Source organism: Daejeonella sp. (genome assembly GCF_049655485.1).
Taxonomy (GTDB): domain Bacteria; phylum Bacteroidota; class Bacteroidia; order Sphingobacteriales; family Sphingobacteriaceae; genus Daejeonella.
Genome location: NZ_JBASJU010000130.1, coordinates 1 through 11,949 on the forward strand (window position 1 = coordinate 1; position 11,949 = coordinate 11,949).

Here is an 11,949-nt window from a genome sequence, read left to right on the forward strand (position 1 = left end):
GCCAACACTTGTGGGAACATTAAACAAGTTGAAAGAAGAGGGATTCACTCATGATTTCAACATCCACAATAACGAGCTTAAGAGTGGTGATATCACTCTGAGTCCAAGAGAATTTGAAATAGTTAAAGTATATCGTTTTGAAGGCGCAAGCGATCCGGGCGACAACTCCGTTTTGTATGCCATCAAATCGCTCCATCACGATGTGAAGGGAACGCTTATTAATGGATACGGGATGTATGCTGATGATGACGCGGATGATTTGTTGAGGAAATTGGATACGCCCGTACCTGAATAGTATCAAGTAGAGTATCAAAACTTATTGTTTCGAGGTGCCTCGCTGTGCTCGGGATGACGATCGATCGATCGTATGGGAAAGGAGATTTCTCCTCACGGCATAAGGCTCGTTAACGATAAATATACATTCGCTCGTCGAAATATGCACCGTTTAACGTTCTATTGCTTGCATGAGATGTAAAACCATTTCGACGAGCGACGTACGGTAAAATCATTTAATCCGACCGTTCCGTGAGGAGAAATCTTTCCCTCCGCTTACAACAGGACCTTCTTCATCCCGAGCACAGTGAGGGACCTCAAAACATTTTCCGCCTCTTCTTCTCTTTCACTATCAATTTCAATTCTCGACCCATCTGCCCCGCTACCGAAGTATTTTCCTCAGCCCTGCGAAACAAATAAGGCATTACAGCTTTAATCGGCCCATAAGGCACATATTTAGCAACATTGTATCCCGATGCTGCAAGATTAAAACTGAGATTATCACTCATTCCTAAAAGCTGGGAGAAATAAATGTGATCGTGGTCGTGTTTGATTTGTTTTCCGTCTAATAATTGCGCGAGAAGCTGGCAGCTTTCCTGATTATGTGTCCCCGCCACAAAGGCAATCGTATTCAGATGATTGATACAGAAGCGTAAGGCGTCATCATAGTCTCTATCCGTATCCTCTTTGCTTGCATTTATTGGTGAAGGGTAGCCCTTTTCCTCTGCTCTCTTTCGTTCCTTTTCCATATAAGCACCCCGGACCAGTTTGGCGCCTAGTATAAACCCCTCTGTAAATGCGAGCTTAGTGTCTTGTCGGAGACATTCCAGCACATTAGTCCTGTAAAGCTGGTAGGTATTATATACTATCGGGCTGTTCTGATTATATCGCCTCATCATTTCCAATGCCAGCTGATCAATACTGTCCTGGATCCAGCTTTCTTCGGCATCGATCATCACCCGAACTGTTCTCTCGTGGGCTAAAGCGCAGATAAGATTGATTCGGGATGATACCCGTTGGAATTCAGCGATCTCCTCTTCGTTCAATGGCTCTTTCGCATCTCTCTTGGCGATCAGCTCAAACCTGCCCAAACCGGTGACTTTGAAAACCGTTAGCGGGATCCGCTTATCGCCATCCGCACGCTTAATTGTCCGCATAATCTCCGCACAGGTTTCATCAAAAACCTTTTCTTCCTCCTCCCCTTCCACAGAATAATCCAGGATCGAACCCACATTGCCGCTTGCTAACTTGCTTACAGTGCCTTCACATTCCTCTATCGTTTCCCCGCCACAGAAATGCTCAAATATGGTCGGCTTGATTAACAGCTTCACCGGAAGGCCAATGGCCATAGCAAATCTTGTTAAGGGCGGGCCAACTTTCGCAAGAAATCGAACGCTGATTATCTTAAATAGCCAATAGGCGCGCTCCAGATCGGAGTCGGAACTCCCTCTGAAGGCTATTTCGGTATTATTAAAATCAAGGGCCTTCTGGACAGGCTTCAATTGGTTAGCATCAGGGTTGTGCATGGGGCAAAGGTAGCATAAGGAGAGCCAAGAATCAAGACTAAAGGAACAAAGAGCAAGGAAAAAAGATGTCCACAAAGCGCATAGAAAGAAGGCTTTCAACTCCTAAGAGTCATGAGGTTAACATTAATCCGCTGGGTACGTTTCCCGTCTTTGTTCTTTGTTCTTTGTTCTTTGCTCCTATTCCGTAAGTTTGCAATATGCTTGAATTTAAATTAGAGGGGGAGTTTATACAGCTTATTGCACTCCTTAAGGCGACAAACCTTGTGGCCAGCGGCGGAGAAGCTCAGATGGTTGTCCTTGATGGCCTGGTGAAATGCAATGGTGAGGTGGATTTACGCAAAAGGCTTAAAGTCCGGCGCGGCGACATCGTTGAATTCAATGGCACAAAAATCCATGTACAATGATCCCAATTCAAAGCATCAGTTACCCGATCTTTTTTGAAAACAGTCTTCAGGAGCTCCATAAATTTATTCTCGAAAGTAAATACAGCAAAGTTTTTATCCTCGTCGACAGCAATACGGAAATCCATTGTTTGCCGGCTGTACAGGAGGCATTAAAAGACATTGATTACGACCTGATTGAAATTACACCGGGCGAAGAAAATAAGAATATTGATTTCTGTATCGGGATCTGGCGGATGCTTCTGGATTTTGGTGCTGAGAGGAACAGCCTGCTCATCAACCTCGGTGGCGGCGTTATCACAGATATGGGAGGATTTGCCGCTTCAACCTTTAAAAGAGGGATTGATTTCGTTCAGGTACCTACAACATTATTATCGCAGGTGGATGCCTCTGTAGGCGGGAAAACCGGCATCGATATGGATAATGTAAAAAACATAATCGGAACTTTTACCCAGCCTAAAGCTGTTTTTATAAATACCCGATTTCTTAAAACGCTTGAAGAACGTGAGATCCGCTCCGGATTTGCTGAGGTTCTTAAACACGGGTTAATCTACGACCGCTCGCTCTTCAATACGGTAAAAATGGCTGGCCCTATCGGTTTGACCGACGAAATTATCTATCGGTCTGTCGAAATTAAAAATGAAGTCGTAAAAGAAGATCCTTTCGAGAAAAGTCTTCGTAAGATTCTTAATTTCGGTCACACCATCGGCCATGCTGTTGAAAGCTATTCTTTAAGCCACGACAGGAAACCTCTTCTCCATGGCGAAGCCATTGCAATTGGTTTTATATGTGAAGCATATCTCTCATCAAAGAAAAACGGCCTCAGGCAGGCAGAACTGGAAGAAACAGTTGAAGCTATCAAAGCAGTATACCCCAGCTATAATCTTAGGAAAGAAAACTACCCTGCTCTTCTGGAGATCATGAAAAATGACAAGAAAAATAATGGCGGACAGATTAACTTCTCTTTGCTGAGTGAGATTGGGAAATGTGGGTTTGATTTGTATTGTACAGAGGAAGAAATTTTCGAAAGTCTCGATTATTATATTTCTATGTGATACGCACGCCTAAGTTGATAAAGCTGTGAGGTTCCAGTTTCGCTGGCAGGCTTCGAATTAGGAGGTGAGGTTCCAGCTTTCGTGGAATGACAAGCTTTCAGGCAGGGAGGTGTAAGGAGGAGATTCCGGCCTTCGCCGGAATCAAGGAAATTCACACCATCGAAAACCTCACCCCAATGATGCAAACCTGAGTAAAATAAACGCGGGCGGCAGCAGTAGCTTTTGCCGTAACATATTTTATATGTTACCTGGCTTTTCATGGCAAAACTACTGCAGAGCACGCGACTGCATAAACCGAAGCAACACTACACTTGCTTTCCAAATAATAAAAAAGAAACTCTAACTTACCTAGCCATTCCTCAGACCTCAGACCTCAGACCTCAGACCTCAGACCTCAGACCTCAACTTTTTTTCACTTTCCCCTTGCCAAACTCAAATAACTTTGTAAATTTGTCACACAGAACAAAAATGAACATCAATAGCACATATTACTTCGCTTATTTTTACTATCCACAGTAATAGCGGGGAGAATATGCAATAATCTATAAAGAAATTAGCAAAAAGTCCCTGCCACCAGCAGGGACTTTTTTTATGAACATAAAAATGCAAAAAAAACGTGTAGCAATTCAGGGAACCAGAGCCTCTTTTCACGAAGAAGCGGCATTCAAGTTCTTTGGTGAAGATATTGACACAATTGAATGCGAATCGTTCAAACGCACCTGCGATGTTTTGAAGCAGAAACAAGCCGACTATGTTGTGATGGCAATCGAAAATTCAATTGCCGGAAGCTTGCTGCCAAATTACTCATTGTTGCGTGAGTATAACTTTCCGATAGTTGGAGAAGTTTATTTGGCTATACAATTACACCTTTTAGCATTGCCAGGAGTAAAATTCGAGGACATTAAGTATGTCACCTCCCACCCTATCGCAATTCGCCAGTGCAGTGATTTCCTTGATGACTTCCCTGATTTGCAGGTGATTGAAAGCTCGGATACAGCTGCCTGTGCAAAAAAGATACGCGAGGAAAATCTCACAGATACGGTGGCCATTGCTAATAATTTAGCGGCTGAACTGTATGGTCTGGAAGTTATGGAGCGTCGGATCGAATCAAACAAGAAAAATTATACCCGCTTCCTGATACTTACCAATAAGGCCGATGACAGCGTAGCCTATAATAAAGCTTCCCTAAGTTTCCAGGTTGGGAATTCTGTTGGATCATTAGCCCAGGTATTGAATATTCTCTCGGATCACAATATTAATCTCAGCAAGATCCAGTCGATGCCGGTATTAGGTAAAAGAAATGAATACAACTTCTATGTAGACATTGAATGGAAAAACCAGCCTGATTATGATGCGGCCATACGGAAGGTTCTCAAGTATACGGTGAACTTTACGATAATGGGGGAGTACACTAAAAATGATAAAGTATAAAATAATTACGAATTAAGAATTACATGTCATTGTGAGCGAAGCGTGACAAACAAATGGCTGGCGCCTTAGCCCGAATGAGAAAACACACTAAATCAACGAACTTACAAACGGATAACGTATAAACAACTTATTACTTACTACTTATAACTTCCTACTTACAACTTAAAAATGAAACTTAATTTAAACCTACAGCCAATCGACACATGGCTTAAAAAAACAAGCGAGCCATTATTGATAGCGGGGCCTTGTAGTGCAGAAACAGAAGATCAATTAATAGCGACTGCTCATTTAATTGCGAAGACCGGGAAGGCTTCAGTGCTTAGAGCCGGTATATGGAAGCCCCGCACACGTCCGGGCGAGTTTGAAGGTATTGGAAGTATAGGCTTACAATGGCTGAAACGCGCGAAAGAGGAAACAGGATTGCCTACAGCTGTAGAGGTGGCAACGGCGAAACACGTTGAAGAAGCTCTGGCTGCTGGGGTAGATATTTTATGGGTTGGTGCCCGTTCCACTGTTAATCCATTTACAGTTCAGGAAATTGCTGATGCTTTAAAAGGCGTTGACATACCGGTATTGGTGAAGAATCCAGTTAATCCTGATCTACAGTTGTGGATCGGAGCATTGGAGCGTATCAACAATGCTGGGATCACAAAATTAGGCGCAATACACCGGGGGTTTTCTTCATTCGAAAAAACAGCGTTCCGTAACGAACCTATGTGGGAAATTGCTATTCAGCTTAAAACTCTGTGTCCTGAATTGCCGATCATCAATGATCCAAGCCATATCTGCGGTAACAGGGAATTAATTCCATATATCTCTCAAAAAGCTCTGGACATGGACATGCAGGGATTGATGATTGAATCTCACATGGACCCTTCTGTAGCATGGACTGACGCAAAGCAGCAGCTAACTCCTTCGGCCCTGGCTGAACTGATGGATCACCTTACTTTACGTAAACCTGAGATCAGAGATAAGGATTTTACTGATAAACTAGCTTCCCTGAGAGAGAACATTGATAAGATTGATGATCAAATCATTCAGAAAATTGCTGAAAGAATGCAGATTGTTCAGAAAATCGGTGAATACAAAAGAGATAACGGAGTTACTATTCTTCAGGTAAATCGCTGGGATCAAATCATGAATAAGCGTAGTGCTTTTGCCAGCGCATTAAAACTGGATCTTAACTTTACAGGAAAATTTCTTGAACTAATTCACAGCGAATCTATCCGAAAGCAGACTGAAATCATGAACGATAAACCGGTTGTTGAAGAAAAATGAATTCAGCAAGCATAAAAATTTCAGCTTCTAAAAAGAAACTATCGGGTACCATCCACCTTACCGGCTCAAAAAGCGAAAGTAATCGGGCGCTAATCATGCAGGCTTTGAGTAAGGGCGCTGTGGCAGTCAAGAATGTGTCGGAAGCGGCGGATACGGTGACGTTGTTGGGGATACTTCAACCTGACACCAAACAGGAAACTGAAAGGGGAAAACTGAAAACGGAGGCGAACGAACAGGGAACTGAAAGTGGAAAACTGAAAACAGAAACGATAGAAAAGAACTCAAATCTCAAATCTCAAATCTCAAATCTTATAAATATCGGGCCTGCGGGCACGGCGATGCGGTTTTTGACTGCATACTATACGTTGCAGGATGGAGTGGTGATTCTCACGGGTTCCGCAAGGATGAAACAGCGGCCCATAGGAATACTTGTGGATGCCTTAAGAAAACTGGGAGCTGAAATTGAATACACGGAGAAAGAGGGATATCCTCCCTTGAAAATACGGGGGCCATTGAATCAGAACTCTGAAAAAGTCTCTATTAAAGGTGATATCAGCAGCCAGTATATCTCATCGTTATTACTTGCGGCTCCCTTGCTTGAAAAAGGTTTGGAGCTGATTATTGAAGGGGAACTGACTTCGAAGCCCTATGTCGAGATGACTCTTGCCATGTTGTCGCAGGCTGGAATTAAGTATAGTTGGGACGAAAATACAATCCGCATCCCCAATCAGCCTTATAGTAAATCGACCATTAGTGTTGAACCCGACTGGAGTGCTGCTTCATATTGGTATGCCATTGCGGCGCTTGCCGATGAAGCTGAATTGTTTTTGCCCGGCTTAAACGGGTATAGTTTGCAGGGCGATAGCAAGATCACAGAGATTATGGCTAATTTTGGGATAACGTCGCAGTTTAAGGACGGAGGTGTATTCCTTAAAAAAGAAGCTAAGAAACTGGAGAGGAAGATTTTTGACTTCAAAGAATGTCCTGATCTGGCCCAAACAGTAATTGTTGTTTGCGCTGCACTAGGGCATGATGCTACTTTTACCGGGCTGGAAACTTTAAAGATTAAGGAAACCGACCGTGTAAACGCCCTTCAGGTAGAACTTGCAAAAATCGGTGTAAACTTGATTGAGAAAAACCAAACTTATAAACTTGATTGCTCTGGAAGAGACCTTAAAAAAACCATCAGCATCAATACCTACGATGACCACCGAATGGCAATGGCTTTTGCACCCCTGGCCCTGGTACTGAATGAAATGGAAATTGAAGATCATTTGGTAGTAGAGAAATCTTATCCGCATTTCTGGAAGGATTTGGAGAGTATTGGATATGAGGTAGTGGTTAGTGATTAGTAGTTAGTAATTAGTGATTAGTAACTAACTCAAACGCATTCTATTGGTACGTATGCAAGACATTCGTAATTCGTAATTTTTAATTCGTAATTCTTTTAATATGGCAGGTAACTCATTTGGACAATTATTCCGCATCACCACTTTTGGCGAATCACACGGAGAAGCTATTGGGGTGATCATTGATGGATGTCCCTCAAATCTGGAAGTCGATATGGATTTTGTTCAATCGGAACTCGATAAACGCAAACCTGGCCAATCGAAAATAACCACTCAGCGTAAAGAGAGCGATACTGTGAAAATCCTTTCAGGGATCTTTGAAGGTAAAACGACCGGTACACCAATTGCTATGGTCATTCCCAACGAGGACCAGCGCTCAAAGGATTATTCTCATATTAAAGATGCTTACCGGCCTTCACACGCTGACTATACTTACGACGCCAAATACGGTCATCGCGATCATCGCGGAGGCGGCAGGTCTTCGGCGAGGGAAACTGCAGCTCGTGTTGCTGCTGGAGCTATTGCTAAATTATTTTTGAAACAAGCGGGCATAGAGATTTTCGCCCACGTTTCATCTGTAGGCACTATCGATTCACCAAACCTCGACCTCGGTTCATTAAGCGAACTATTAGAGAAAAGAGAAACCAATATTGTCCGCTGCGCGGATCCGGCTACGGCCAACCAAATGATTGAGCTGATCGATTCTATCAGGAAAGACGGTGACACCGTGGGCGGGAAAATTTCCTGCGTGATCAGGAACTGCCCAGTGGGATTGGGTGAACCGGTTTTTGATAAGCTTCATGCTGATCTGGGGAAAGCGATGCTCAGCATTAATGCCGTCCATGGATTCGATTATGGCTCCGGTTTCTCAGGTTCTGAAATGAAAGGTTCTGAGCACAATGATCTTTTTGTAGCGCCAGGAACAAATGACGACAACAAATTCCAGACTCTCACCAATTTTTCGGGCGGAATACAGGGGGGTATTTCAAACGGAATGGACATAACCTTCCGTGTGGCGTTTAAACCCGTGGCTACTATCATGCAGAATCAAGCAAGTCTTGACTCGTCAGGCAATGCGGCGAGTGTACAGGGCAAAGGCAGACATGATCCATGTGTGGTACCACGGGCTGTAGCTATTGTTGAATCAATGGCAGCTTTGGTGCTGGCGGATCACTATTTGAGAAATAAGGTGGTGAAGTTGTAGCGGCCTAATACAAACCCGGAAACTTCCCAGGATTACTATCATTCATCATTTCGTAAATAGCCTCAATAATATCGTCTAAAGACGGCTTGGTGAAATAATCACCATCGGAGCCGTAAGGCGGTCGGTGAGCCTTAGCGGTAAGGGTACGCGGCTTCCCATCAAGATATTGATAACCATTCTGAACTTCAAGGATTTGCTGCATCAAAAATGCTGAAGATCCGCCAGGAACATCTTCACCAACCACAAGCAATTTATTCGTTTTACGCAGTGATTCGACACATTGCTTATTAAGATCGAATGGCAGGAAAGTTTGAATATCGACTACTTCTACAGAAATCCCCATGGAGTCTAACTCATCAGCAGCTTCCTGAACAATACGAAGAGTAGAGCCATAAGACACAACCGTTATATCAATTCCCTCCCTCAGCACTTCAATTTTACCTAAGGGCACGGTAAACTCACCTGGATTTGAAGGAAGCTTCTCCTTTAAACGGTATCCATTCAAACATTCGATAACAAGTGCCGGTTCGTCGCTTCTAAGCAGTGTATTATACATCCCAGCGGCCTGAGTCATATTTCGTGGCACACATACATGGACACCACGCAGAGAATTTATGATTACTCCCATAGGTGATCCGGAATGCCAGATACCTTCCAGCCGATGACCGCGGGTCCGGATGATAAGCGGAGCTTTTTGTCGTCCTTTAGTACGATAGCTTAGCGTGGCTAAATCATCACTTAGTATATTGAGAGCATATAAAAGGTAATCCAGGTATTGAATCTCGGCAATGGGTCGCAATCCGCGCATAGCAAGGCCAATACCCTGTCCAACGATGGTCATTTCCCTAATCCCGGTATCAAAGATTCTCATTGTCCCGAATTTTTGCTGTAATCCGGCAAAACCCTGGTTGACATCACCGATAGCTCCCACATCCTCGCCGAAAGCCATCACACGCGTGTCGCGGGTAAAGTTAGCGTCAAAACAAGCATTCAACACTTCACGCCCATCAACCATTCTTGCTTCTCCATCGTATTCCGGAGCGATAACCTCTATATTAAGGGGTGACTGAGCAGTTTCCGTGAAGAGCTTTGAATTATATCGGTCATAATTACTGTCATGCTGATCTTTGTACCATTTCAACAATTTATCTTTAGCTTCCGAATCTTCATTTCTTAATGCACGGGCCGCCTGTCTTACCAGACTTATTACATCCTTTCGGGATGGTTCAGCGCTCGATACCAGTACACGTGCCTCAGCAACCAGTTTGCTATCGCCAGTATTTTCAATTAAATCTGCAGCAACTTCCAATTCCATTTTTGTCACGGCATTGAAGTCCGACCAGGCTTTCTTCTGACAGTTTTTAATATAAGCTTTGGCAGTATTTTCAAGTTCGATAAGTTCTTCATCAGTTGCGACCGCGGACTCAATCATCCACTTGCGCATTTGAAGCATGCAATCGTACTCGTTCTCCCAGTCAATCCGAGCCTTGTTTTTATACCTTTCGTGAGATCCTGAAGTTGAGTGACCCTGTGGTTGGGTCATCTCCGTAACATGGATCATAACAGGAATATGCTTTTCGCGGCAAATTTTGATGGCCTTTTCATAGGTTTCACATAAGCCGGGGTAATCCCAGCCTCTGACCTTGAAAATTTCATATCCTTCGCCCTTTTCATCGCGCTGAAAACCCTTTAGGATCTCAGATATGTCCTGTTTAGTCGTCTGAAATTCGGCTGGGACAGAAATCCCATAAGCGTCATCCCAAATGGATATGGCCATCGGTATTTGCAGCACACCCGCAGCATTTATAGCTTCAAAAAATATACCCTCTGAAGTAGAAGCATTTCCAATAGTACCGAACGCAACTTCATTACCCCCTAATGAGAACTTAGTAAGGTTCCCAAGAACAGGATTATTGCGGTACATTTTCGATGCAAGGGCAAGTCCGACCAGTCGCCCCATCTGGCCGCCTGTAGGCGAAATATCTGCAGATGAATTTTTCAGTGAGGTAAGATCCATCCACTCGCCATCCTCATCCAGTGTCCTGGTTGCAAAATGGCAATTCATCTGGCGACCACCGGAAGCCGGATCTGCATCAATATCAGTGTTTGCGTATAGTTGGGCGAAAAACTCCGGCATGGTTATCATGCCTGATGCGAGCATAAAGGTTTGGTCGCGGTAATATCCTGAACGCCAGTCCCCGGCCTGAAATGCTTTAGCCATGGCTAACTGGGCTACTTCTTTCCCATCCCCAAAGATGCCAAACTTGGCTTTCCCGGTCAGAACTTCTTTCCGCCCTAAAAGACTAGCCTGACGACTTTCATAAGCAATTTTATAATCACTGATTATAATCTTTTTGAAGTCATCAAAACTTAGTTCTTCCTGCTCAGTCATCATGTCCCCTACCTCTTGGTTTCCTTTCATAGCTCACCTTTGGGTTCAAAAATAAGAAAAGCCAGCAGGAATTGGTAATCGTCAGACAAAATATTAATTCGCTTTTTTACTAAGACGCCAAATTTTAAATTATACCTCCGACTAATTAAGTGATATCCCGCTTGTTGGAATGATTTTTGAAATATGTATATTAGTTTATATTTATTTAAACGAAATCACAATTATGAAACATTTAATGAAATTATGCGCAGTATTCATAGGCTTTATAGGCTTAACTGCCATGCAGGATGGAACAAAGGCTGATTTTAAGTTTGACAAAGAAACTCATGATTTTGGTAAAATTGTTCAGGGTAAACCAGTTAGCGTAGATTTCGTGTTTACCAATGTGGGCGATGATCCGCTGATAATTTCTAATGTAGAATCAACCTGCGGATGCACGGTGCCGAAATATACTACAGCGCCCGTGTTAAAAGGAGGTAAAGGTACTATCACCGTTACTTTTAACGCTGCCTCAGTACAGCCCGGCTTTACCAAAGCCGTAACGATAAAATCCAATGCCCGTACTCCTATTAAAGTACTTTACATCAAAGGAGAGGTCATCGCTTCAAGTACCAGGTAAAAAGCAAAATATTTATAAGTAAAACCTCTCCCAATCGGAGGGGTTTTTTATTTTTGCAGCATGCCGGAAATATCAAGTAAAGGCAGGCTGATGCCTGCCTCACCTATTCGTAAACTTACCCCCTTCGCCGATAAGGCGAAAAAAGATGGAAAGAAAGTTTTTCATTTAAACATTGGACAACCAGATATAGAAACACCTGAAGGCATGTTAAATGCCATTAAGGATATCGACTTCAAAGTTTGGGCTTATACTCCATCGGAAGGCACATTAGCGTACCGAACCAAACTCACTGAATATTACAACAAGCTCAATTACAATATCGACCCCAGTCAGATATTGGTAACTGTGGGAGGCTCTGAAGCGATCACCATCGCAATGCAGGCTTGTGTAAACGAAGGCGATGAAATTATCATCCCTGAAC

At 43.3% G+C, this 11,949-nt stretch carries 11 protein-coding genes; 9 read left to right on the plus strand and 2 right to left on the minus strand.

All coding sequences use genetic code 11. The annotated features are described in order from the left end of the window. On the plus strand, nt 1-295 hold a 295-nt coding region (locus tag WBJ10_RS05325; protein ID WP_424288492.1), incomplete at its 5' end, for a phosphoribosylpyrophosphate synthetase. A 295-nt stretch (nt 296-590) separates the two neighbouring features. Here WBJ10_RS05325 and WBJ10_RS05330 read toward each other — a convergent pair. After that, a complete protein-coding gene (locus WBJ10_RS05330; protein ID WP_424288493.1) occupies nt 591-1,799 on the minus strand; it encodes a proline dehydrogenase family protein in 1,209 nt (402 codons plus the stop codon). A 197-nt stretch (nt 1,800-1,996) separates the two neighbouring features. On the opposite strand from WBJ10_RS05330, the gene WBJ10_RS05335 reads away from it, so the two are divergent. From WBJ10_RS05335 to aroC, 6 genes are all read left to right on the plus strand, one after another. After that, on the plus strand, nt 1,997-2,203 hold the full coding sequence (locus tag WBJ10_RS05335; RefSeq protein ID WP_424288494.1) for an RNA-binding S4 domain-containing protein: 207 nt from the start codon (nt 1,997-1,999) through the stop codon (nt 2,201-2,203). Beyond that, complete coding sequence (gene aroB / locus WBJ10_RS05340; RefSeq protein WP_424288495.1) at nt 2,200-3,255, plus strand: 3-dehydroquinate synthase; 1,056 nt, start codon at nt 2,200-2,202, stop codon at nt 3,253-3,255. The genes WBJ10_RS05335 and aroB overlap by 4 nt, the downstream gene beginning before the upstream one ends. 603 nt (nt 3,256-3,858) lie before the next feature. After that, nucleotides 3,859-4,686, plus strand: a complete 828-nt coding sequence (locus WBJ10_RS05345) for a prephenate dehydratase (RefSeq protein ID WP_424288496.1) — start codon at nt 3,859-3,861, stop codon at nt 4,684-4,686. A gap of 168 nt (nt 4,687-4,854) precedes the next feature. Then, complete coding sequence (locus WBJ10_RS05350) at nt 4,855-5,964, plus strand: chorismate mutase (RefSeq protein ID WP_424288497.1); 1,110 nt, start codon at nt 4,855-4,857, stop codon at nt 5,962-5,964. Beyond that, nucleotides 5,961-7,316, plus strand: coding sequence for a 3-phosphoshikimate 1-carboxyvinyltransferase (aroA, locus tag WBJ10_RS05355; protein ID WP_424288498.1), 1,356 nt, complete (start codon nt 5,961-5,963; stop codon nt 7,314-7,316). The genes WBJ10_RS05350 and aroA overlap by 4 nt, the downstream gene beginning before the upstream one ends. Nucleotides 7,317-7,416: 100 nt before the next feature. Continuing rightward, nucleotides 7,417-8,517, plus strand: a complete 1,101-nt coding sequence (gene aroC / locus WBJ10_RS05360; protein WP_424288499.1) for a chorismate synthase — start codon at nt 7,417-7,419, stop codon at nt 8,515-8,517. Nucleotides 8,518-8,521: 4 nt separating this feature from the next. On the opposite strand, the gene WBJ10_RS05365 is transcribed toward aroC, so the two are convergent. Continuing rightward, nucleotides 8,522-10,939 (minus strand): alpha-ketoacid dehydrogenase subunit alpha/beta, encoded by a 2,418-nt coding sequence (locus WBJ10_RS05365; protein ID WP_424288500.1) that lies wholly within the window; start codon nt 10,937-10,939, stop codon nt 8,522-8,524. A gap of 193 nt (nt 10,940-11,132) precedes the next feature. Here WBJ10_RS05365 and WBJ10_RS05370 point away from each other — a divergent pair, with 193 nt between their 5' ends. Both WBJ10_RS05370 and WBJ10_RS05375 read left to right on the plus strand, forming a co-directional pair. After that, on the plus strand, nt 11,133-11,528 hold the full coding sequence (locus tag WBJ10_RS05370) for a DUF1573 domain-containing protein (protein ID WP_424288501.1): 396 nt from the start codon (nt 11,133-11,135) through the stop codon (nt 11,526-11,528). A 60-nt stretch (nt 11,529-11,588) separates the two neighbouring features. Further along, nucleotides 11,589-11,949: aminotransferase class I/II-fold pyridoxal phosphate-dependent enzyme (locus WBJ10_RS05375; protein ID WP_424288502.1), on the plus strand; the 361-nt coding region annotated here is incomplete at its 3' end.

Excerpts from the sequence above, each read along its gene's own strand:
- WBJ10_RS05370 (WP_424288501.1), top strand. The coding sequence starts at position 11,133 with ATGAAACATTTAATGAAATTATGCGCAGTATTCATAGGCTTTATAGGC.
- WBJ10_RS05350 (WP_424288497.1), top strand. The coding sequence starts at position 4,855 with ATGAAACTTAATTTAAACCTACAGCCAATCGACACATGGCTTAAAAAA.
- WBJ10_RS05365 (WP_424288500.1), bottom strand. The coding sequence starts at position 10,939 with ATGAAAGGAAACCAAGAGGTAGGGGACATGATGACTGAGCAGGAAGAA.
- aroA (WP_424288498.1), top strand. The coding sequence starts at position 5,961 with ATGAATTCAGCAAGCATAAAAATTTCAGCTTCTAAAAAGAAACTATCG.
- WBJ10_RS05335 (WP_424288494.1), top strand. The coding sequence starts at position 1,997 with ATGCTTGAATTTAAATTAGAGGGGGAGTTTATACAGCTTATTGCACTC.
- aroC (WP_424288499.1), top strand. The coding sequence starts at position 7,417 with ATGGCAGGTAACTCATTTGGACAATTATTCCGCATCACCACTTTTGGC.
- aroB (WP_424288495.1), top strand. The coding sequence starts at position 2,200 with ATGATCCCAATTCAAAGCATCAGTTACCCGATCTTTTTTGAAAACAGT.
- WBJ10_RS05345 (WP_424288496.1), top strand. The coding sequence starts at position 3,859 with ATGCAAAAAAAACGTGTAGCAATTCAGGGAACCAGAGCCTCTTTTCAC.
- WBJ10_RS05330 (WP_424288493.1), bottom strand. The coding sequence starts at position 1,799 with ATGCACAACCCTGATGCTAACCAATTGAAGCCTGTCCAGAAGGCCCTT.